We start from the raw sequence: 22058 nt of genomic DNA, 5'->3' as shown, positions 1-22058 counted from the left end.
TTTTGTATTCCTTGTATCAGATTATTGTCTATATGCTTTCCTCCTATGTCCCCTCAAGTTACTGAACAATTTCTTTCAAGTATGCAAAACCGCTTTTAAAGATGTTAACTAAAAAGACACAAATCCTTTTATAAGAATTGCGCCCGATTGTAGAAGGTTGTGATTCAACTTAAGCCCTCGTTACTTCCATATAACAAATTACTAAATGTCAGTTGATAGTTTTGAGCATATTTATTCCCGCTATTTCAAATCCGAGTTCCTCATATAGTTTCCTAGCCCCTTCATTACTTCCAAAAACATGAAGTTTGAAGTAATAAATTCCTTCCTGTTCTAACCACTCCTCAATATTTTTCATCACTCTAGTCCCGAAACCTTTACCTCTGTATTCTTCAAAAATAAAAATCTCATAAAGAAATGCACTTTTTTTTTCCTTTTCAACCTTTATCCAAACAAATCCAATTAACGAATCATCTTCATATATATTATATAAATGATGATTAGAGGTTTCTATTCCTTGAGGAAGTAGATTATATAACTGTTTACGTGCTTTTGAAAGAGGATCTTCGCTACTTACCTCATGGACATATTCTGATTGAACTTTGCTATATCTCTCTACCTTATCTTCTAAATAAATTGTAAATTCTTTTTCTGACATTTTCTTTAAGACAATATCCATTTTAATCTCCTATTTTGAATGACTTGTAAAAAAATTGATACACTGAACTGTTCAGTAAATTTATGTGAACTTTCTACAAATATATCTATATTTTAACATTCATACTAATTTATTTGTGTAGTATTACTCCACAATCTGGCTCTTTACTGATAACGAGCACTGATTCTTATTACAGAATCGCGCCCGATTGCTGAATATCAAGTCGGTGATTTGTCTTTTGCTTGTTAAAGTAAGCACGCCGTTAGTTAAAGAAGATTTATAATTAAAATAAGTGTTTTTGAATAGATAAGGTGCTTTCTCCATCAAATTCGAAGGCAGATGATCCATTTGAAAAAATGAACTATTTATAATGCTAAATTGTTACTTGTGTAGAAAACGGAAAAGGAGGTGGGAATATGGAACAAATTAGCGATGAAAGGGTCTTGTTTCAAACATATTATAAGGACGTCTTCAGAGCTTGCTATTACATGCTTCAAAATAAATACGATGCAGAGGACCTTTGTCAGGATGTATTTGCAAAAGCTTTGAGTGAAGATTTCCAATCTATACAAAATCAAAAATCTTGGTTACTTAGTATTTCTATGAATATGTCTCGAAATTATTTAAAAAAAATGAAAAGACTGCTATTAAAAGAAAATTTTGAATTCCTATCATTGAGACGAGTTGACAAATCCCAAAATATTGAGCGTACAATACAGCTCAATGAAAATAAAAGTGAGTTAGTCGACTTAATGAACAAATTGCCTGTTCGTATACGGAAGGTAATGATATTGAAATATGTGCATGACTGTAAAGATAGAGAAATCGCTGACATTCTAAAAATCCCTGAGGGAACGGTTAAATCGAGGCTTTTTAAAGGTAAAAAATTAACGAAAGAGTTTATCCAAGTAGATGAAAATTTGTTATTTGAATGGAGGGATCATCGTGAATAATATGGACGATTTAATAAAAGAAAAAGTGAAGTACGATCAAGTAGATTATCCTAATGAGAATGAAATGTGGAGTAAAATCATCCGTAAACAACAAAATCAAAATTATAAAACTAAAAAACATAGCTATAAAACACAAGTTATATTAACCGCCATTATGTTCACAATTGTTTTATCAGCCACACCTGTATTTGCTAAATATACAACAGAAATCTTGGATTGGATGCGAAATATGAATAGAACAGGCGTTATTACTTCTTTAGAAAATGGCTTTGGACAGGAAGTCAATAAAACTGTAGAAAACGAAGCTGGCGTATTAAATATCCATAATGTAATTTCAGATCAAAATGGTACTACTATTAACTTTAGCTTAGATATTGATCATGATTATCCAATCGATGCAGCAGATTTCGAACAAGCATCACTCAAAATAAATGACGGAAAAGAAATAAAGTTGGAGGCTAACGCAGTATATAATCAGGAAACGGATCAATTAGTAGGGATTCTACATACAGATGAGGGAATCCCGCACAACAGCAATGTTACACTTCAACTTGGAGGTGTAAAGGAGACACAGTTGAAAAGTGTAGAGTTAAAAGATGTGGTTCAATCGAACGCATTCCCTGAAAAGATTACTATTAATCAAGATGGAATATCACATATAGAATTCACTTCAAATGGATATCAAAACGGGCAATATACATTGGATTATCTTATCGATCTGGAAGAGTCCAATAACATAGAAAACGCATATTTATCTTATAAAATTCAAGGTGAAAACATTGCGAGTTTTGGCGTTACTCATAAACGTCCAAAACCAAATGTCATTAAAAGTAGTGATTCACTAGAGATTCAAAAAGAAGTGGTAGAAAAATTAGGGGTATTTTTAAGTTATACTGATACAGTAAGTTATAAACCAGATACGTGGAGCCTGGATTTCCAATACAATCAGGATCTTGCTAAGAAATCTACATTTGTTATGGATATAGACGAAACAATTGAGATAGGCTCTCAGCAGCTTCAATTTAACGAGCTTGTTATTACACCGAGTGAGGTAAAGCTTTATTTTGAAGAAAAATATATAGATTCTAATTCTAATATAGCTCATTTCAACTATCGTCAGTTTAAATTACGAATTGGTGAACAGGAATTATCGGGAAATAATTTTAAAGATTATATTTCTTTTGAAACAATGGGGATGATAAAGGATATTACGAATAAAGAAATTTCTCTTACTTTAAATGATGCGAAGATTTCTTATGAAGCTGGAAAGCAAGACAAAGTAGAGCTAAGAAATATTTCTGAAGTTCCAAAGACTATAAATGCAGAATTAAACGGGTATCCAATTGATATTACCTACTATACGAAAGGTAATGATTTAATTGTTGAATCAGAAAGTAAGAACGAGCAATTTGGAGGTATCACACAAAATGTTATTTATGAGAATGGCAAAAGAATCTTTGCTGAAACTCGTTCTAATGACGGAGTGTTAAGAACACACAAACAAGTAGAAACATTTAAAAATATAAAAGAAAAAGATATTATATTAAACTTCTTCCTTTATACTGTCAATGAGGATCGAGCTAAAACTATTGTTTTACAGTAAATCGTTTGCAGTATAACTTCTTTCAGCAAATATTTTATGTAACGTAAGTGAAACGGCAGTGACAAATGTTTTATGTAAGTCTTTTCGTAGCGACAGTACACAACTGCTTGGTGTTTTATGGCAGATTAGGGAGATGCTCTAAGTCATCTAAAGGTAACGCTATTTTAAGGCACATGATAATAAAAGAATAATTCATTTGATTATAAAAAAAGCGTGTTTTGATTAATTCAAAATACGCTTTACTATTTCTTTGGTTGTTGTTTTCGAAAAGATTATTGCTTTTCAACGCTTAACGCATCTAAACGAACGATTTTTGTTTGCTCTGCTTGTGTTTATGTATCGTAAGCTTTGCCTCAAAAAGCTTTCCACGACCGCTAAATACAATACATCTGCATCTAATTGAGGAATTTTTCTCTTTAATTTGACTGTTCAACAAACCATCAGAATAGGTGCATTTGTTGTAATCAATATTCAGCTAGGATTAACTAAAAACGAGACAAATAAAAACACCTTTCGTTATAAAAAGGTATTGAATAATCAATGAGGATGTATCTATAGGGACAAAAGTATTTTACAAACTATATGACCCTTTCATGGAAAAGACGCATTCTTAATTAAAGAATTGCGCCCGATTGTGGAAGAAAGAAATACTCTACAAATTAGGTTTTCTTATCTTCAGTGCCCTATTTTAAAATTGTCTCGGCTGGGGTAAATGCTTCCCATTGATTATATTTCGTTATTATTGATGAAATAAACCAATACTCTTTAAATGGTTCTAAATTCTTCTCCACGATTATAATCTTCTCTCCACCACCAAAGTCTCCATATGATGCCCATAAATCGTATTTAACGGTGTACTGCATTTTTGATTGGCTGAGCTTTTCTACTTTAGGAAAACGAAAGTTACTAACCGAAGGACTTGACTGACCTGTTATCCAGTGAGTTTGCTCGAATTTACTCCTTGACTGCTTTCGAAGCGCAGGGGACAACATCGCATATTGAACAGCACCACTTCGATTAATTACTCCTGATATCCACAATTCTACAGCTTGTTTTGGTTCGGTTACCATCAAACCAGTCATAAAAGACATTAACTAGCTTTCTAAAGGGGTGAGTGGTTTGCCTTCATTAATCTTTTCCTCAAAGGAAGGGGGAGTATCGTTCGATTTTGCATTTACTGTTCCATAATACAAACCACAAATTAGTATACTAAATAAAACCAAAAGAAAAGGTTTACTTTTATTCACTTCCGTCACCTTAAATTATATTTGGGTTTAGTATATCCAGTTCAATTACAACAATCCCCATTCAAGTAAACGGCCCTTTTCATGGTAAAGCACAATTCTTGCTTCAGAATTGCGCCCGATTTCGGTATAAAAAATTTTATCTATTGTTGATATTACAATAGTTTTCACTTATCCATGAACGCAACTTATCTGCATAGAATGGGCGTTCATCTGGTTCAGAGTAATAACCTTTGGTTAGGTATAGGTTATCGTTTTCATATCTTGGATAGACGTGGAGATGATAATGCCACACATCTTGATTTCCAGCAGGTTCATTATGTTGTCGAGTAGAAACTCCATCACAACCATATGTATTTTTCATGGCAAACGCTGTCAATTGAGAAGCACGATGAATTTCAGCAGCTACTTCTGCTGGAAGCTCATATATATTCTCGAAGTGTTCGTTAGGAACAACGAGAACATGCCCCATGTTATTAGGCCACCACTTGCTTGCTATAAACGCTGTTACATATTTATTCTGATAAATAATGTCTCTTTGTTTAGTTCCCTTATTTGGTTTTTCTTTACCTGATACTACTCGACAAAATGGGCATTCGTACGCTTCTGGTTTATGTGAATATAATTCCATATCTCGTTATCACTCTCCTTAGTTTTGAAAACTCTGTTCCTTTTACTATCCTTTAAAACTTATAATAATCATCTCAAATATCCATTATTTCTACAATCAGTTATTCAGCAAAATAGCCCTTAAACTGAAAAAGACACATTTCTTTATTAAAGAAATGCGCCCTTTAATTGAATAACTAAACTTCATTTTGTAGCTTTTAAGTGTGTTTTTAAACTTTCATGTATGCGCGATTTATCCTCACCAACTGTATTAAGGCAGTTAAATTTTTAAATGACTCAAAGGTTTTTTCTTAACAAAATTATTTTCAATAGATTGAAGAACTTCTTCATTACCAGGTAAACTTACAATTTCTTTTGCTTTTTCAAAAGGAATCCATTGATATTCACTATGTTCGTCGTTTAAAAAGACAGATTGCTCTTCGTGAACAAAACCTACAAACACTGGTGCAATGTAAATGTAATTTTCTTGCGGAGAAAAAATTTGGTCAAATTGATTAGAAGAATACAATTCGAGTTCTGTGATACCTGTTTCTTCTGCAATTTCTCTATAAACAGCTTCTATTGCCGTTTCCCCATCTTCAATACCGCCTCCTATATAGCACCAAATATTATTTAAATTAAGAGATGTTCTTTTTAGTAGTAAAACATGATATGTGTTATTTATTTCTTTTAATAATACAGCAGCGATACCTGTGGACTTAATAGGAATAACATTCATCGTTTACACCTACTTTCATATTTTAGTTTCAAAAATTTTTATTAATTAGACATTATTAAATAAAAAAGTTCCAAAAGCGTTGTTGGGGACTTTATTTTGCTTACCGTTGTAAATCCAAATGAACAACAATCAGAGTAATTATTTTTTATTTTTTAGTTCTAAAAGTATAGGTGCTATATTTAGTAAGATAGAAACAATTGTCAGAAACCAAAACGCCTTATTCATATTAGGTATTTCCCTTAAAGCCGACCAATCTTCACCTTTTATCCAATTAGATACAAGGCTATGTTCTGCACAGAGTGTCAATGCTGTAAATGATAACCCCATTGCCATTGCCAATTTATAATCTTTACCTGTCCCATACATAAAAAGATTTATACAAGTAGCTACTATAGCAATAAGACCTAATATTAACCACATAATGACACCTCCCTTTTTCAATATAGACATAAATTGTAATTAAATTGTTCCCAAACCCTCGTTTGGTAATTTTTAATAAAAAGTTGTTATTCCACAATATGGCCCTTTTCATGAAGAAAGACGCTTTCCTAATTTCAGAAGAGTGCCCGATTGTTGAAGATCGTTTTTGAACTAAAGCACCTGGTTAGTTCAATAAGAAAAAAAGAGCTGCATACGCAACTCAATTATTTTTAACAAATTCTTAATATATATTTACCCCTAGAATATATGTCAATTCATTCATATATTTGTTATTTATAGTTTTCAAGATAGTTTCCTTTTTCAAAAATTTCTTTTGCACTTAAGGCAGTCCATTCCTCTAGAGTTTTATCAGGATTTAAGTCAAGATAGGATTTAACCATCTTGTAGCCTTCACTATAGCCGTAAGATATCGGCAACCCTTTTCCGCCATTTAAAATTTCTAAACTACGATTACTGTCATAATTTTTTAAATCAGGTTTAACTTTAGACCACAAAACCTTGTTGTAAGTCAAGTAAATCGGAGTATAGTCGTAGTCAGGATATACAGATTTTTCAAACATGACCGCTTTTCCTTCAAAAACCATATTATCCAAAACAGAAAACCTGTCCCCATTGGCATGCTTTTCCGCCCAAACACTGTGATGGTATTCGTGGGCAACGATTGACTTTAAAGCATCCCCCAAAACATTTAGATTAAGTGGGATAATAATTTTGCCCGCCCCTACTGCGAATGCCCTCCTATTATTGGTAGAGGAAGGGAATACACAAACTGCTACATCACTTTGAGAGGGTAGGAGGTCAGCTGATTTCAAAAGGGATTCTTGTATAAGTTGATTGATTTCTGCTTTACGAGTCTCCATTTTTTCACTTACCACTTCTATTTCTGTTAACCCATTAGGAATCGTATTAAGAAGGTTTTCTGCCATATGAAGGTATTCTCCATTTTCAAAACAATCTTGATATATGGGTTGAATAATCTCATTATTATACAGTTCTAAGGTTTCCGAGGTTGAAAGATTCGGATTATCTTTGACCTTTTCAATATACGGATAAAACAGTTGATTGGCATAAATGATTTTGTATTTTTGTTTGGTTTGAGGGTGCTCAAATGAGAACATCATTTCTTTGTCAAGTGTTTTTTGCTCTTTTTCTGTTTGTGTACAAGAAGTAAGGGTTAGACATGAAATTATTAGAATAAACACAACAACAATGTTTAGATATTTTTTCAAAAAAAACCTCCTTATGTAAAAAAGACTATTTGTAAATAATATTACCATATTTTAGTCTATTTTCGTCTATTAATTCTTGAACTAAACTGCCCCGTTAGTTTAAGTGAAAAGCTTCAAAATCTTTTACTCAATAATTCAACAATAATGTCCACTTTTATTGAAAACGTTTATCAATAATTTGGCCCTTTAATTAAAAAAAGCACTGATTCTTGTTACAGAATCGCGCCCGATTGTGGAAGATTATAAGCATAATTCTTGCTAAACTAAAGCATCCCGTTAGTTCAACAGCAAAAGTTTATTAATTCTTTATTTTCCTTTATGTAAAAACTTCAAATAAAGCAAGAAGGAAAATAACAATATTATTGCATAAAACCAAATTGAACGATACCAAGCATTCTTAAATTCCACCCAAAAACCCCTTCCACCTAGTTCTGGAGGCAAAGCTGAATAAATTGAAACTTCAATATATAGCATTAAACTGAAAAATAAGAATAAAGGAAGAAAAAATACCCACACCAAAAGATTGGATTTCATAAAAGTCCCCTTTCTATTTCACAAAACTATTAATAACAGTAGAGAATTTATAAGTTTAACGTTTGTATTTAGATGAAAGTTCCAATATAAAAAGGAGATGGTACTTCAACTAACCTGCACCATTAGTTTAAGTAATCTTCACAATCTTCGCGTCCAATAATTATTGTATTTTATTCTATTAAATGGCCCGTTTGTTGACAAAAAAATCCTGCATTTCAACACAGGATTTTTATCAAACTTAATATGAATGATCAATCTTTGTTTTTAACGATTAGTCATTTTTATAAAACTACAATATAGGGATAGTGGTTATTTTATTGTACCTAATTTTATGGACTGCTAAAATTCGCAGTTTTGGATGTTTTTTATCAATCCGTATTGCGTTATGCTAAGACCGTTCATTTATTAGCAAGGAGGGGGAGTGCTACTTCTGTTTAGTTCAGGTAGATTGACATTTTATTAGATAGCGGCAAGTAAAGCGTTACTTGGGATCAAGCAAATTGAAATTTATGGAATGACACATTACATAAAGAGGGCTAATGACAATAGGAAAACGACATTCCACAAAGGAAGGAAACAGTCCTTAAAGGACGAGAATACGTGATGAATTCCTAGTATGAAGAAGGGATTAAAATAATTTGTAGAAAGGTAGGAAAGTGTATGAACTCAACATCCGTTTCACTGAATGTGCGTGATTTCCTGTCGCCCACCATCGCTGCTTTTATATCTGTCTTAGTTAACTATGGGGGCACTTTTATCTTGGTGTTTCAGGCTGCCAAGGTTGCTGGTCTAAGTCCAGAAATGACTGCATCATGGATATGGTCGATTTCCATTGGTGTGGGGGTAACGGGTATCTGGCTAAGTTACCGATACCGTGAACCCATTATTACAGCTTGGTCAACACCAGGCGTAGCGTTTCTTGTTTCGGCTTTAGCTGTTACCCCATATGCTGAAGCCATTGGAGCTTATATTATTTCTGCAATAGCATTTGTTTTGTTAGGTTTATCAGGCATGTTCGAACGTTTTGTCCAACTCATTCCGCCAGGCATTGCTTCAGGTTTACTGGCAGGTATTTTATTACAATTTGGTATTTCAGCCTTTGGTGGTGCGAAAGTGGAACCTTTACTTGTTATCGTCCTGTTTACTACGTATATCGTATTAAGAAGGTTTACATCTCGCTATGCGATTGTCGGTATTCTAGTCATTGGCTTGATTTATTTAATAAGTATGGGGCAGGTAGATTTCAGCCATATCGAGTTGGCCTTCGCCTCTCCTGTATTTGTTGCGCCAACGTTTTCTCTACATGCATTATTGGGTGTGGCTTTGCCGCTTTTTATTATTACCTTAACAGGACAGTACATGCCAGGCATGCTAGTGTTGCGAAATGATGGATTTAAAACGAGTGCCAATCCGATTTTGATTGTAACAGGATTGGGGTCACTCCTAACAGCCCCCTTTGGATCACATGCTTTTAACGTAGCAGCAATTACAGCAGCCATCTGTACGGGGAAGGACGCTCACGAGGATTCAAGAAAACGTTATATTGCAGGTATTGTCTGTGGCATTTTTTATATAATTGTCGGTATTTTTGGGGTAACATTGGCTGCATTGTTTTTAATTCTCCCAGCTACGTTCATTGCAACATTAGCGGGATTAGCGTTGCTAGGTACAATTGGTAGTAGTCTTGCCAATGCATTAACAAATCCAATTGGGCGTGAAACAGCACTCATTACTTTTTTGGCAACAGCCGCAAATGTTACTTTACTTGGAGTTGGCGGGGCATTTTGGGGACTTGTAGCTGGTTTGGGCGCACATTTATTAATGAATGTTCCATTGCTCAGAAAACAGCAAAGCTTAAATGAGGGACAACAAATTAGACAAAGATAATATCACTACGAAAGGTGGTTTTTAACATCGATACGACGAAATCAATAGAAGCCTTCGAAATAGCAAAAAAACTTATGCCTGGTGGGGTAAATAGCCCAGTGAGAGCATTTCAATCAGTTGGGATGGAGCCAATTTTTATGAGTCATGGGAAAGGCTCAAACATATATGATATTGATGGCAATAGCTATATAGATTATGTGCTATCTTGGGGCCCATTAATTCATGGACATGCAGATAAGGAGGTTTCAGATGCACTTCTTGAAGCCATCCAGAGGGGGACAAGTTTTGGCTTGCCAACTTTACAAGAAAATAAGCTAGCCACATTAATATCTACTCGCCTACCTTCCATAGAGAAGATTCGAATGGTTAATTCGGGTACAGAAGCAACAATGAGCGCCATTAGACTAGCTAGAGGCTTTACTGGCAAAGACATCATTGTGAAATTTGATGGAAACTATCATGGGCACAGTGATCATCTATTAGTAAAGGCAGGCTCAGGAATTGCTACATTCAGCCTTCCTGATAGTCTGGGTGTACCTTTAGAGATCACTAAGCATACAATCTCCATTCCTTATAATAATATCGAAGTCCTGAAAACGATATTTGATAAATATGGCTCACAAATTGCAGCAGTTATCGTAGAACCGTTTGCAGGCAATATGGCGGGAATACCAGCTAACCCTGAATTTCTTCAAGCAATACGTTCTTTCACTACAAAATATGGTGGCCTATTTATACTCGATGAGGTCATGACTGGTTTTCGTATAGATTACCACTCTGCTCAAGGGCTTTATAACATAAAACCTGACTTAACATGTTTAGGTAAGATCATTGGTGGTGGAATGCCTGTCGGGGCATATGGTGGAAGAAAAGAAATCATGAATCATATTGCACCTGAAGGTAGTATTTATCAGGCTGGAACCTTATCGGGTAATCCAATCGCTATGGTAGCGGGGTATACCACAATCAATAAATTAAATCATAACAGTTATTCGTATATCGAAGCGTTAGCAGATCGGCTTATACAAGGCTTATCAAAAGTAGCTCATAACTATCATATTCCACTTAAAACAACGAAAGCTGGAACAATGATTGGATACGCATTCATCGATCATCCCTTACAAAATTTTGATGATGCTCAAAAAATAGATGCTGAGATGTTTCGCCGTTTTTATAAAGAAATGCTTAAACAGGGTATACTTCTACCTCCTTCTCAATATGAAAGCATATTTATCTCGACTGCTCATTCCATACATGATATTGATAGAACGATTCATGCTGCAGATGTAGCCTTTAAAAGGATGCTATCATGTAATTAGATAATGCAAGGTATACTACAAACATCCTATATCTATAAAATGATCGATTTGATAGTATAATAATTATTGACTGTACAAAACTATTAATTTTCGCATATTTTAACAATCTCTATTCTAACTGGAGGTGAATTGAATGTTACAAGTTAACCGAGACGATAAAAATCCTATATGGCAACAGTTACTTGACCAAGCTATTCATCATATTACAACAGGCAAATGGCCACCAGGGGAGTTACTTCCTCCATCCCGAGAACTCGCCTTATTAGTAGGTGTTTCACGCTCAACTATACAAATTGTTTATGAGGAATTATTTAGTCGAGGGTATACCGTGACAAATTGGCGTGGAGGAACAAGAGTAAGTGAATGGGGATTTAAAACCAACTTGGCAGAAGAGGTGATTCCTCAAGGACCATCTACGCCAACATTACCTTTATTAAACGTGGCAGTTGATGAATTAAACAGTTGGTTTAGAGGCAAAGAAATTGGAAACGTCGCAATCGATTTTTGTCCCCATGAGCCGTATTTGGACGAGCATTTCCGAAAAACTTGGCGACAATCGTTTTTACAGGCTTCAGCAGAAACAGATCTGACCAATTGGGGCTATGGCGATGCCTACGGTTTCACACCGCTCCGTGAACAGATTCAACGTTACCTGACATTTGAAAGAGGGGTACATGTAGAGATTGACCAAATCATCTTAACCTCTGGCGCGCAGCATAGCATCGATCTGATTGCCCAAGCCCTTCTAAAGGAAGGAGAAACGGTTTCTGTTGAAGATCCTGGCTTTCCTGCAGCCTGGATGACCATGAAATATAGGCGTATGAATGTTGTCGCTGTGCCCGTGGATGAGTATGGCGTACAAGTAGAGCAGATTGATCCACAAACCAAGCTTATTTTTGTTACACCTTCGCACCAATGTGCAGTGGGTGTCATAATGTCTGAGCCACGCAAACAACAATTGCTGCAAAAATCTGCGAAAAATCAATTTTGGATTGTAGAAGATGATTATGATGGTGAGTTTAGGTATCGAGGTGGCCCGCTTCCTACCTTGTTTAGCCAACAACCCCACAACACATTATATATGATGAGTTTTTCTAAAATGGTTGCTCCTGGCATACGAATATCGGCAGTTATCGGCCCAAAAGATGCCATTCGCCAGATTGCACAAGTACAACAATTAACCTATCGGCATCTTCCCATTATGGAGCAATTAACGCTTGCTCATTTTATTGAGCACGGTCATTTTATGCGTCATATGAGGAGAGCCAGAAATGTCTATCGACGTAGACATGAAGCGATGACAAAGGCAATCATGGCAACAGGACTAGCCGAACGTTTCAAGCTAAGTGGCATTGAAACGGGTTTGCATATGCTTCTTGAAGCGGAAGAATCGTTTGATGAAGAAGCAATGACAAACCTCGCACTCGAAAATGGGATACGTGTTTATCCACTTAGTAAGTATTGCTTAGAAAATAATCGAAAAGGATGGGTTCTAGGCTTTGCTAAAATGGATGAGCAAGCCATTGAGGAAGGCATTTTTCGTCTTGCAAAGATCCTCTTGCAAGAAACGTAATCATTAGCCGGGCATAAAGGGAATTGGAGGTTGCGATACTATTGCCATACATTCATGAGTTTGGGATCATTGCTTGTATAGAAAAAGACAAGGAGTATGCTGCTTATGAACCTGAAAAAGACAATTGCATCGGTGTAGATGGTGACCTCTTTGATGAACTGCTTTCAAAGAATTTTGGCAAAAAAATACATCAACTCGAAACTTTTGCACACACCACAAATAGGCCATTTAAAAGTCTCGCCTATTGGGGGATAACCTTGATACCACCGAGCTCTCATAAACAATTTTTAAATATGGTGAGAGAAGCCAATGTCGAATACCAATCTGCAGAACTTGAAGAACTAATCAAAAAAATAGCTGAAGCAATAAAACAAGATAAATGGATGATTCATTATGGTGTTTAATTTTGTCAATACATATGGGTAAGAGTAAGAGGCGATTGTTCAATTGGAGCAATCGCTTCTTACTATTAATGGGGAGATGTGTTGAAATGACAGTTTCCTAAAAACTTCTAAAACATTTTGAACGAAATGCAACAATGTTGAGTCTAATGAGAGAAGGAGGCGAAAAAGGATGAAATTTGAATTAGAGCAGCGTGCTATACGTGGAGATCAAGAAGCGATACTTTCACTGATTGAAATGGATGAGGATATTTTATATCGCATGGCCTTTACATATATGAAAAATGAGCAAGATGCTATGGACGTGATGCAGGAGCTTGTTTACAAGGCACTCAAAAAAATGCATACCGTTCAACAGCACGAATATGCCAGAACATGGCTTGTGCGCGTCTTAATCAATTGTTGTAAAGACCATTTACGAAAACGTCCACCGACTGTTCAGATTGAGGAACACCACCTATCTGAATGGGTCATCTACTCAGATATGGAGAGATTATTGGAACATTTATCTTTATCGGAGCAGCAACTCGTCTATATGAAATATTTCCAGCAACTAAAGAACAAAGAAATTGCTGAGCTCAATCAAATTCCTGAGGGTACTGTAAAATCGAAGCTTCATCACATTTTAAAGAAGCTTAGAAGCTTTGCTAGAGAAAAGGAGGACTGGCTATGAGTAAATCATTAATTGACGTTCCAAAGGAGAAACTGCAACAAGTTCGCATGGACATGTTTCGGAAAGTTCAACGAGAAAAAAGAAGAAAGAAGCGCATTGTTTCGGTTGCATGCATCTCCATGCTTTGCCTAAGCCTTCTCTTTTCAATTCGCGTCTCGCCAACGATTGCTAGCCAAGTTGCCAAAATACCTGGCTTTCAAGCAATTGTATCAGCGATTGCAATAGATAAAGGAATAAAAGATATTGTAGATCATGAATACTATGAAGAAATCAATGTGACGCAATCTAGAAAAGGTCTAGCCCTTACATTGCAGGGCGTGATTGCCGATAATTCGGGATTTGTACTGTTCTATGACGCTGATGCCTCATTTGATATTTCAAAATTAAACTTAGAAGAAGTTCAATTGTTTCAAGGAGATGAGGAGATTGAATGCGGCTGTACGTTTACTAGAAATGCAAGCAATCAAACATACATCTCTTCCTCAGTGGAATATAATTTTTTAGAGCCTATCGCCTATATTTCAAAGGATTTTAAAGCAGTTTTTCACTTTCATGATGAAGAGAAGGGGAACATTGAAATTACTTTACCGTTTTCACTGAAAAATGAGGTCGCAAAGGAGAAAATTTTTACTGCGAATCGTACGATCGATGTCAATGGGCAGAGATTTACGATTACACAAATTCGCCGTTCGCCATTAAAAGTGGCACTCGATATTGAGGTAGCCAAAGATAATACAATGCAACTATTAGCGCTGGATGATGTTGCCGTCATGACAGAAAGCGGTGAGCGCAGAGATAGTATTAGAAATGGCATTTCAACAGGTGGAGATATTCGCGATGGCAAATTTACACTCTATTTGCAAAGTAATTATTTCGATGATCCAGCGTCATTGACGGTTATGATTGGCGCAGTTCAAGCTGTGCCAAAGGGTGAGGATTTTATCGAAGTTGATTTTGGCACAAAAGAGATACTCACGAAGCCTACTTATTTTAAGGGGGACATTTCAATAGTGCAGCAAAGTGTAGCGGTTAAGATGAATAAAAATAATGAAGGCAAATTATTAATGCTCTCTGACGCCATAAAAGAAGATGGCACGCCATTAGAATTCAAAAGTTTGACCATTTCACGAGACGAGCAGTATGTAGTGGAGACATCACAATTTGAAGAATATAATGGAAAAGCTAAGCTATATTTAAACTATTACCCTCATCCGATTGGGGAAAATATTGAAGTAAATATTCCATTGCAATAAATGCAGCAGCTGTTCAAAAAGACGAACCTTTTTGAATAGCTGTTTTGCTATTTTCCGGAATTAGTTACATAGCTAGCTCTTTTTTCTTTTTGAACTTACAATGTAGGGTAGTTGTAGAGCGATGATGGTATAATTTAAGTTAAACTTACTTTAAACGGAGGTGTAAAATGGACTCTTTAGAATTAAACAAATCAAAATATATGGTCTCTAATATCAAAGACATTTTGCATAATAAGCTTATTCTTGCAAAACCGTTGACTAAAGATGATCTCAAAAAAATAAACATAGTTAATCCCCCTGTACACGATAAAGAGAAGTATCTTATTCAGGAACAGTGGTTATACAGGATGAATATTGGGGAATGGGAGGATGTGGAGATTATTGTCCAAGGAAATAATGAAAATCCTGAGGTAGGGATCATCGAATTAGCAGAAAGAATTTTCGATGAACTCCATTTACATATAAGCTGCGCATTGGAGTATTTACATAAGTTTTTTCCTAATCAAGAAATAAACAGCTATTATTTATCTACAATAAGCTTTGGAAATATGGCTAACTTTGATAGTTATATATTTTCAGGCTTTAGTTTAGCTTTTATTTATGAGGGTCACTTTGAATTTCAGTATAAAGTGAAATTTAAAGAAAATGGTTGGCCTATTGGTTTTGAGGGTGGGCCACTTTAATTCAATAGGAAGGAATGCTATCCCATGACAAAATCGTTTTGAAAAGAGGGCGTTGAATGGAAGGTTTTTTCTTTATACTGATAGGCTTTTTGATTGTTGGTGCAAATGTGATTGGGTTTGTATTCTACAAAAAAAAGAAAAATCTATATAATGCGGCTTTCATCATTTTACTACTGGCAGGTGTATTTGGTGGGTTAGGAAGCGTATTGGCACTTTTAATTATACGTGACCCCTTTGCATTATTCTATGGATTAAACATTGCCTACTATCTACTCATTAATAGTTTGATTGTATTTATTCTAGCGATTTTAGTTACGATCATTCAAAAATTTACTAGAAGTAGAATCATGTGACTAACCATCGTGGTGCGTGAGCATTGAGTTGTTTATGAACGAATTAACGAATTACTATTAAAAACGTTAGGTGGGAAGCTATGCATAACTTGTCGGGAAAGGTTATTCTTATCACAGGTGCAAGCTCTGGGATTGGCTTTGCCACGGCTGAACTAGTGGCAAAATACGGGGCTAAAGTAATTATCAATTATCATACAAATGTGGAAGGTGCCAACGAAGCTGTCCAACGAATTCAAGAACAAGGTGGAGACGCCATTGCCATTCAAGCGAATATTGTGAATAAAGAAGACGTGAACGCAATGGTTGCAAAAGCTATTTCTTCATTCGGCACAATTGATGTTTTAGTGAATAACGCTGGAGGCGGCATCCGTCAAAGTACATTTATGGAGATGAGTGAAGAGCTCTGGGAAGAAACATTCAAGCTAAATGTCAATAGTGTGCTCTTATGCTCTCAAGCTGTATTAAGACATATGATTCCGAAGAAATGTGGAAAAATTATTAATGTCTCTTCTGCAGCTGCACGTATTGGTGGGGCAGGGGAAAGTATTCATTACGCATCTGCTAAGGGAGCTATCAATACAATGACGATTGGTATGTCCAGAGAATTAATTGAATATGGAATTATCGTGAACGGGGTAGCGCCTGGAATGGTAGAGACACCCTTTCACGATAAATTTGCTCCTGGCGACAATCGGCTTGAACGGATGGCTTCCGCTGTACCAATTAAAAGAGCTGCAGCGCCTATAGAGATAGCAGAAGTAATTGCCTTCCTTTCTGCCGATGCCTCAAATTACATCCTTGGAGAAATTATACATGTGAGTGGCGGTAGATAAATAAAAAAATAGGCAAATTATTATTGTTCTCGTCTATTATACTAACAGTCGTAAATTTCGGATTCTAAACAAGCTCCACATTAGATGTCCTTAAATTTTGGGGCAAAAAAGGTAGGATTTGTTTGGTTATTTTATTAAATCCGACACTACTTGAACAATTAAGAACAAAAAAATGATTGGTAAAATAATTTGAATCCATTTTGTTTGGATATACGGAATGATCTTTAAACCTAAGAAAGAGCCAGCAATAGAGCCAAGTGACACAGGGATAGCAATTTCCCAATTAACAATGCCAGTAAAGTAATAAAAGAGAAAAGCACCTGTACAGCTTGATAACGAGAGCATTCTTGTTAACTCGACTGCTTTTAAATAATGGTATTGTTTTTTCAAGAAATAGGTTATATTCATTAGAGCTGAGCCTGGTCCAAAACCTCCGTCATATATGGAAATTGCAAATGGAATAAGCTTGTTCAAAGGTTGTTCCTCTGTATCTTTTACATCTTTGACAATCCATTTACTACTGCAAAGGACAAATAGAAATGCGAAAATTAAGCTTATACAAGCGACGACATTCATGATTTGTTCCGATAAGAGGATTGCTAATAATGCCCCAAATACTCCTCCTATACTAGAAACAATCATGAAAGAAAAATATTTTTTTACAGATAGACGCCCTTTTATGACAAACGAAACAACATTTGATAGGGCTGATAAACCTGTCGCAAATTTATTAACAGCAACCGTTGTATGAATCGGAATGCCGATGAGTAATAATGCAGGCATCAAAATAAAGCCTGCTGCACCAAATAAAACGCCTATTATGGCTGCGAGTAAACCAATTGTAAATAAAATAACTCCTTTTACTGTTAACCATTCCTGTAGTAAAATTTCCATTCAATCACCTCAATACTTAAATTACTGGTAAACAATACATAAAACAAATATATAATTATTGCTTATTCATAAATATTATTTATGGATAGAAAGGTTGGAATGGAATGAATTTACATGCATTGAGGATCTTTACGAATGTAGCCAAGCTTGGGGGAATTACTGCAGCAGCGAATAGTATGCTACTAAGTCAACCTGCTGTTACCATACAAATTCGAAAATTAGAGAATGAAATAGGGGCAAAATTGATTGAAGGTAAAGGGCGTGGAATTCAATTAACGCCAGAGGGGAAGTTTTTATACGAGCAAGGCATGCGTTTATTTTACTTAGAAGCACAAATCGATGAGAAGCTTGGGAAGTTTTTAGCAAAGGAAGACAAAATACATATTGCGTCCTCTTACATCCCCATTAATTATATACTTCCGCCTATCATAGCTAAATACAAGCTAGCGCATCCTCAAATTGAATTTTTTGTATCGTTAGGCAATGTTCAATCTGTGGAGGAGCAAGTTCTGAATTATGAAGTAGATTTTGGTTTTGTCGTTCAAAGTAAAATTGGTCATGAAGATTTACAATTTGAAAAGGTATTGGATATCCCTTTTTGGTTTATAGTCCATCCGTCACATCCTCTCGCAAATCAAACGGTCACCATCTTTGAATTATCGAACGAGGACTTTATTTATCGGGAACGTGGTAGCTCGACACTCGATTTATTGGAGTCCATATTTTACACGTTTAATGCACCATTACCTAAATTAGGACTTCAAATGCAGGGCCTACATGAATCCATCAAAGTAGTGGAAGCAGGGTACGGCATGACTTTAGCTCCGTCCTATAGTGTGGCTGAAAGTATAGCAAACGGGAAACTTGCTCAAGTGTATGTTGAGCAGGCAGCTATTCAGCAAAGTTTATTTATTTGCTCTCGAAAAACCGATCTATTGGAGCAACCATTTTTGCAATACTTAAAAACGCATTTAAATGCATTAAACTAACCACTATAATCTTCTTTTGGCATAAATAAGACTTCTCTAAATTTAAGTAAAGAATTTAGAGAAGTTTATTTTAATATGATAATCAACACAGAAAATTCAGAAAAATATTGTTATAAAAGTATTTTTCCCTCTATTGAAACAACTGCTGCTCCTGCTACTTCAATAACAGCGTTCTCCCCATCAGGTGTAATCGTGACATAAAGAGTCCCAGGTCTATTAATCGTATGTCCTTGCCCAATCACTAATTGATGTTTTTCTTGTGGAGCTAGTATATTTTCTAGATATAAATAACCGCCTAATGCACCGTTTGCTGCCCCCGTAACTGGATCTTCATCAATCCCTATATTTGGGCAAAAATCTCTTGTATAAATATCAAATTCCCCATTTGTGTCAAAGGTAAAGAGGTGAGTGGTTGATATGTTAAAATGATTGTTCATCTTTTTAAGCTCATTTAATTTAGGTTCTGCTTGATCAATTGCTTGACGTGTTTTAACGGGAACCATAAGATGTGGCACCCCTGTGTTCGCTACTTTTATCGGATATCGATCATCAATGTCCGTTTCCCCTATACCCACAAGGTCAGCAACGACTTCAGGGCGAATGTCTATACTTTTTACTTGTGGACGTACTTGAGTCATGGACACGCTCGTTAAGTGATTGTTTTCCGTAATCCATTTTACAGGAATGAGTCCAATTTTTGATTCAAAGATTATTTTCTCGTCCTTATCAATCCAATTGTACTTACTAGCCATTAACCATGCTGTACCTAACGTAGCGTGACCGCAAAAGTCAACTTCTTTTGTAGGAGTAAAATATTTTATTTGATAATCTGCATTGTCATTTGTTGATGGTAAAAGAAAGGCCGTTTCCGAAAGGTTTAATTCATTGGCTATGTTTAGCATTTCCTCATCTGTTAAATTTTCTGCATGAGGTATGACGCCAGCTGGATTTCCTCCAAACGTTTCTGTGGTGAATGCATCAACATAAAAAAACTCTACCACTTTTTTCATTGCTATCTCCTCCTTCATTCTAAGATGATTGTAGTATGATAGAATTGATAAGTAAAATTCATGTTTTTAATCTTAAACATGAGGAAGTCGAATGGAAAGTTAAATCTTATACGGAGGTTATCTTGTGAACCTTTTGCAAATAGAAATATTCGTCAAAGTAGTCGATATTGGAAATTTCACAAAAGCAGGTGAAATATTGGCGATGACACAATCGGGCATAAGCCATAATATCGCTTCATTAGAGTCAGAACTCGGTATTAAACTTTTGAATAGAGGAAGAAACGGCATCTCATTAACAGATAGTGGAGAACGTATCATCAACAATATGAGAAATATCTTATCCGAAGCAGAAAGCATTAAACAAGAAGCGGCTTCTATTTTAGGAATACAAAACGGAAAAATAAATATTGGTAGCTTTTCAAGTTTCGCTTCAAAAGTGTTGCCAACGATCATATCACGGTTTAAAGGAGAGTTTAAGGGAATTGAAATAAATTTTTATGAGGGGAGCTATGACCAAATTACACGTTGGGTAGAAGAGGGGAAAGTGGATATAGGTTTTACATCTTTAAGTAACCCTATGGATCATTTGGAGGCTACTACCATAGTAAGAGATAGATTAGTAGCAATCGTACCGATTCATCATCATCTTGCAATCAATGAACAAGTAAAGGCGGAAGAACTTCAAGGGGAGGCTTTTATTATGCCTCAGCTAGGATGTGAAGTAAGTGTTAAGAAGTTTTTACAGGAACAAGAGGTATCCCCAAACATACAGTTTAATGTGGAAGAAAATCAAACAATCATTGCAATGGTACGTGAAGGATTAGGCATTACAATCATACCAGAACTAGCTTTACCCTATAATTTAGCAGGTACCATTGTAAAACCTCTCTTACCCGAACCTTTCCGAGAAATAAGCATCATTACTCGCTCAAAGAAGCAACCCCTTCCCGCTGTCAAAGAGTTTATAAAAACAACCATGGATTGTATTAAAGAATTACAGCTATAAGAATTCTGTGTACATTGCGATTGTTCATCCATTGTGCTTTTGTAGAAGCATAAAACATACCTACGTAAGAGCATGTTTTGATTCATTTTTTCAAGACATGCTCACATCAAGGCGATGATATTTAGTAAAGAATACGCCATAAATAGAAGGTAGCGTAGGATTCCCAGTTTTTCCATGGTATCGAGAGCGCTAAAATTTCCTCTTTCGTAGGCTTTTGGTTCATATTACGTAATGTTTTTATTGAATTAATCAGACCCACATCATCGATTGGAAAAGCTGTCTGAAACCTTAGGCAACGCATTAGCACGTAGTTGGCTGTCCAAGGTCCGATTCCTCGTATTTTGATTAAGCTTTTTTCTGCCTCTTTAAAATCCATTTTCTTTAATTGTTCCTTCGATAAATCTCCGTTTGCCATTAGTCTTGCAATGCCAATAATATATTCACTTTTTTTAACTGTCATTTTAATAGCTGCTAGGTCAGTAGGTGTTAACTGTGCAATTCGTTCGTACGGAGGGAATATCCAATACTTTTTACCATTCCATTCGATAGAATCGCCAAAGCTTTCTACAAATTGTCTCTTTAAAGTGTAGGCAAAGGCTAGGTTAATTTGTTGCCCTAAAACGCCCCAGCATAATGCTTCAAATAAATCGGGAATGCCGATAACTCGTAATCCAGAGTATTTTTGCGCAGGTATTTTAAGTAATGGATCTGTATTTGCCATTTCATAAAATGGCGTTAAATCGTTATCAAGATCAAACCATTCTTGAATATATGTTACAATTTCTTGCCGCTCCCACTTCTCAATAGGTCTAGAATCATTTAGGAATTGAACAACCATTTGTTGATTATCAATTACGCTTATCTGTACTAAAGACTGCATTTCTCCAATGGCTATCACTTTTATGATGATATCGTTCTCTATTTCATACATGCATTCATTTTTTTCTCTTGTTAAATAGCCTAGATTCGCATTCATATCAAAATTTTCTGGTAAGGTAATCATCATCACATCATCAACGTCATGCCATATCACTTTTTTATTCTCCTTTTCAACATACACAGTTTGTTAGTTTACTTTAGCATAAAAGTAGCTTTACTCATTTTGTTATCTTGCTATTACATTCTAAACTCCTTATTTTTTTCTATTGATGAGGTTATAGTGTTAGTTATTAAGAAG

The 22058-nt window shown here is 35.5% G+C and carries 22 protein-coding genes; 13 read left to right on the top strand and 9 right to left on the bottom strand.

Going from position 1 to position 22058, the window contains the following annotated elements; genetic code table 11:
* Positions 1–208 precede the first annotated feature (208 nt).
* Positions 209–676: a GNAT family N-acetyltransferase gene (locus HCH28_RS23440; RefSeq protein ID WP_221683340.1), complete on the bottom strand. Its 468-nt coding sequence runs from the start codon at positions 674–676 to the stop codon at positions 209–211.
* 395 nt (positions 677–1071) lie between these two features.
* Here HCH28_RS23440 and HCH28_RS23435 point away from each other — a divergent pair, with 395 nt between their 5' ends.
* Entirely contained in the window at positions 1072–1608 is a 537-nt protein-coding gene (locus HCH28_RS23435) for an RNA polymerase sigma factor (protein ID WP_221683339.1), read from the top strand.
* Position 1609: 1 nt separating this feature from the next.
* Positions 1610–3211, top strand: a complete 1602-nt coding sequence (locus HCH28_RS23430) for a DUF4179 domain-containing protein (protein ID WP_255601752.1) — start codon at positions 1610–1612, stop codon at positions 3209–3211.
* 683 nt (positions 3212–3894) lie between these two features.
* On the opposite strand, the gene HCH28_RS23425 is transcribed toward HCH28_RS23430, so the two are convergent.
* From HCH28_RS23425 to HCH28_RS23405, 5 genes are all read right to left on the bottom strand, one after another.
* Complete coding sequence (locus tag HCH28_RS23425) at positions 3895–4302, bottom strand: hypothetical protein (RefSeq protein ID WP_221683337.1); 408 nt, start codon at positions 4300–4302, stop codon at positions 3895–3897.
* A gap of 292 nt (positions 4303–4594) precedes the next feature.
* Positions 4595–5086 (bottom strand): HIT family protein, encoded by a 492-nt coding sequence (locus HCH28_RS23420; RefSeq protein ID WP_221683336.1) that lies wholly within the window; start codon positions 5084–5086, stop codon positions 4595–4597.
* A gap of 258 nt (positions 5087–5344) precedes the next feature.
* Entirely contained in the window at positions 5345–5803 is a 459-nt protein-coding gene (locus HCH28_RS23415) for an NUDIX hydrolase (RefSeq protein ID WP_221683335.1), read from the bottom strand.
* A 138-nt stretch (positions 5804–5941) separates the two neighbouring features.
* A complete protein-coding gene (locus HCH28_RS23410) occupies positions 5942–6223 on the bottom strand; it encodes a hypothetical protein (RefSeq protein WP_221683334.1) in 282 nt (93 codons plus the stop codon).
* A 290-nt stretch (positions 6224–6513) separates the two neighbouring features.
* Positions 6514–7473 (bottom strand): DUF2268 domain-containing putative Zn-dependent protease, encoded by a 960-nt coding sequence (locus HCH28_RS23405; RefSeq protein WP_221683333.1) that lies wholly within the window; start codon positions 7471–7473, stop codon positions 6514–6516.
* Positions 7474–8667: 1194 nt separating this feature from the next.
* Here HCH28_RS23405 and HCH28_RS23400 point away from each other — a divergent pair.
* From HCH28_RS23400 to HCH28_RS23360, 9 genes are all read left to right on the top strand, one after another.
* The gene (locus tag HCH28_RS23400) at positions 8668–9894 is read left to right on the top strand and encodes a benzoate/H(+) symporter BenE family transporter (RefSeq protein ID WP_221683332.1); all 1227 of its coding nucleotides are present in this window, start codon (positions 8668–8670) and stop codon (positions 9892–9894) included.
* Between the two features lie 26 nt (positions 9895–9920).
* On the top strand, positions 9921–11213 hold the full coding sequence (hemL, locus tag HCH28_RS23395; RefSeq protein WP_312130701.1) for a glutamate-1-semialdehyde 2,1-aminomutase: 1293 nt from the start codon (positions 9921–9923) through the stop codon (positions 11211–11213).
* 133 nt (positions 11214–11346) lie between these two features.
* The gene (gene pdxR / locus HCH28_RS23390; protein ID WP_221683330.1) at positions 11347–12786 is read left to right on the top strand and encodes a MocR-like pyridoxine biosynthesis transcription factor PdxR; all 1440 of its coding nucleotides are present in this window, start codon (positions 11347–11349) and stop codon (positions 12784–12786) included.
* Between the two features lie 41 nt (positions 12787–12827).
* Positions 12828–13190 (top strand): hypothetical protein, encoded by a 363-nt coding sequence (locus HCH28_RS23385; protein ID WP_221683329.1) that lies wholly within the window; start codon positions 12828–12830, stop codon positions 13188–13190.
* A 169-nt stretch (positions 13191–13359) separates the two neighbouring features.
* The gene (locus HCH28_RS23380) at positions 13360–13860 is read left to right on the top strand and encodes a sigma-70 family RNA polymerase sigma factor (protein ID WP_115673645.1); all 501 of its coding nucleotides are present in this window, start codon (positions 13360–13362) and stop codon (positions 13858–13860) included.
* A complete protein-coding gene (locus tag HCH28_RS23375) occupies positions 13857–15113 on the top strand; it encodes a DUF4179 domain-containing protein (RefSeq protein ID WP_221683328.1) in 1257 nt (418 codons plus the stop codon). The genes HCH28_RS23380 and HCH28_RS23375 overlap by 4 nt, the downstream gene beginning before the upstream one ends.
* A 167-nt stretch (positions 15114–15280) precedes the next feature.
* On the top strand, positions 15281–15796 hold the full coding sequence (locus HCH28_RS23370) for a hypothetical protein (RefSeq protein WP_221683327.1): 516 nt from the start codon (positions 15281–15283) through the stop codon (positions 15794–15796).
* Positions 15797–15852: 56 nt separating this feature from the next.
* Positions 15853–16149 carry a 3-isopropylmalate dehydrogenase gene (locus HCH28_RS23365; RefSeq protein WP_221683326.1) on the top strand — a complete coding sequence of 99 codons (297 nt, stop codon included), beginning with the start codon at positions 15853–15855 and terminating at the stop codon, positions 16147–16149.
* An 80-nt stretch (positions 16150–16229) separates the two neighbouring features.
* A complete protein-coding gene (locus HCH28_RS23360) occupies positions 16230–16982 on the top strand; it encodes an SDR family NAD(P)-dependent oxidoreductase (protein WP_221683325.1) in 753 nt (250 codons plus the stop codon).
* A gap of 126 nt (positions 16983–17108) precedes the next feature.
* Here HCH28_RS23360 and HCH28_RS23355 read toward each other — a convergent pair whose 3' ends face one another.
* Positions 17109–17876, bottom strand: a complete 768-nt coding sequence (locus HCH28_RS23355; protein WP_221683324.1) for a sulfite exporter TauE/SafE family protein — start codon at positions 17874–17876, stop codon at positions 17109–17111.
* A gap of 104 nt (positions 17877–17980) precedes the next feature.
* Here HCH28_RS23355 and HCH28_RS23350 point away from each other — a divergent pair, with 104 nt between their 5' ends.
* The gene (locus HCH28_RS23350; RefSeq protein WP_221683323.1) at positions 17981–18865 is read left to right on the top strand and encodes a LysR family transcriptional regulator; all 885 of its coding nucleotides are present in this window, start codon (positions 17981–17983) and stop codon (positions 18863–18865) included.
* Positions 18866–18975: 110 nt separating this feature from the next.
* Here HCH28_RS23350 and HCH28_RS23345 read toward each other — a convergent pair whose 3' ends face one another.
* A complete protein-coding gene (locus HCH28_RS23345; RefSeq protein ID WP_221683322.1) occupies positions 18976–19875 on the bottom strand; it encodes a PhzF family phenazine biosynthesis protein in 900 nt (299 codons plus the stop codon).
* Positions 19876–19999: 124 nt separating this feature from the next.
* Between HCH28_RS23345 and HCH28_RS23340 the strand changes: the two genes are divergently transcribed.
* Positions 20000–20881 (top strand): LysR family transcriptional regulator, encoded by an 882-nt coding sequence (locus HCH28_RS23340; RefSeq protein WP_221683321.1) that lies wholly within the window; start codon positions 20000–20002, stop codon positions 20879–20881.
* A gap of 121 nt (positions 20882–21002) precedes the next feature.
* On the opposite strand, the gene HCH28_RS23335 is transcribed toward HCH28_RS23340, so the two are convergent.
* On the bottom strand, positions 21003–21914 hold the full coding sequence (locus HCH28_RS23335; protein ID WP_221683320.1) for a DNA glycosylase: 912 nt from the start codon (positions 21912–21914) through the stop codon (positions 21003–21005).
* Between the last annotated feature and the right edge of the window lie 144 nt (positions 21915–22058).

Source organism: Lysinibacillus sp. K60, assembly GCF_019731275.1.
Taxonomy (GTDB): domain Bacteria; phylum Bacillota; class Bacilli; order Bacillales_A; family Planococcaceae; genus Lysinibacillus; species Lysinibacillus capsici.
This window is presented reverse-complemented; position numbering and strand designations above follow the sequence as displayed.

Coding starts and splice junctions, on each gene's coding strand:
- HCH28_RS23380 (WP_115673645.1), top strand. CDS start 13,360: ATGAAATTTGAATTAGAGCAGCGTGCTATACGTGGAGATCAAGAAGCG.
- HCH28_RS23415 (WP_221683335.1), bottom strand. CDS start 5,803: ATGAATGTTATTCCTATTAAGTCCACAGGTATCGCTGCTGTATTATTA.
- HCH28_RS23375 (WP_221683328.1), top strand. CDS start 13,857: ATGAGTAAATCATTAATTGACGTTCCAAAGGAGAAACTGCAACAAGTT.
- HCH28_RS23420 (WP_221683336.1), bottom strand. CDS start 5,086: ATGGAATTATATTCACATAAACCAGAAGCGTACGAATGCCCATTTTGT.
- HCH28_RS23410 (WP_221683334.1), bottom strand. CDS start 6,223: ATGTGGTTAATATTAGGTCTTATTGCTATAGTAGCTACTTGTATAAAT.
- HCH28_RS23350 (WP_221683323.1), top strand. CDS start 17,981: ATGAATTTACATGCATTGAGGATCTTTACGAATGTAGCCAAGCTTGGG.
- HCH28_RS23440 (WP_221683340.1), bottom strand. CDS start 676: ATGGATATTGTCTTAAAGAAAATGTCAGAAAAAGAATTTACAATTTAT.
- HCH28_RS23435 (WP_221683339.1), top strand. CDS start 1,072: ATGGAACAAATTAGCGATGAAAGGGTCTTGTTTCAAACATATTATAAG.
- HCH28_RS23430 (WP_255601752.1), top strand. CDS start 1,610: ATGGACGATTTAATAAAAGAAAAAGTGAAGTACGATCAAGTAGATTAT.
- pdxR (WP_221683330.1), top strand. CDS start 11,347: ATGTTACAAGTTAACCGAGACGATAAAAATCCTATATGGCAACAGTTA.
- HCH28_RS23355 (WP_221683324.1), bottom strand. CDS start 17,876: ATGGAAATTTTACTACAGGAATGGTTAACAGTAAAAGGAGTTATTTTA.
- HCH28_RS23345 (WP_221683322.1), bottom strand. CDS start 19,875: ATGAAAAAAGTGGTAGAGTTTTTTTATGTTGATGCATTCACCACAGAA.
- HCH28_RS23370 (WP_221683327.1), top strand. CDS start 15,281: ATGGACTCTTTAGAATTAAACAAATCAAAATATATGGTCTCTAATATC.
- HCH28_RS23365 (WP_221683326.1), top strand. CDS start 15,853: ATGGAAGGTTTTTTCTTTATACTGATAGGCTTTTTGATTGTTGGTGCA.
- HCH28_RS23400 (WP_221683332.1), top strand. CDS start 8,668: ATGAACTCAACATCCGTTTCACTGAATGTGCGTGATTTCCTGTCGCCC.
- HCH28_RS23425 (WP_221683337.1), bottom strand. CDS start 4,302: ATGTCTTTTATGACTGGTTTGATGGTAACCGAACCAAAACAAGCTGTA.
- HCH28_RS23360 (WP_221683325.1), top strand. CDS start 16,230: ATGCATAACTTGTCGGGAAAGGTTATTCTTATCACAGGTGCAAGCTCT.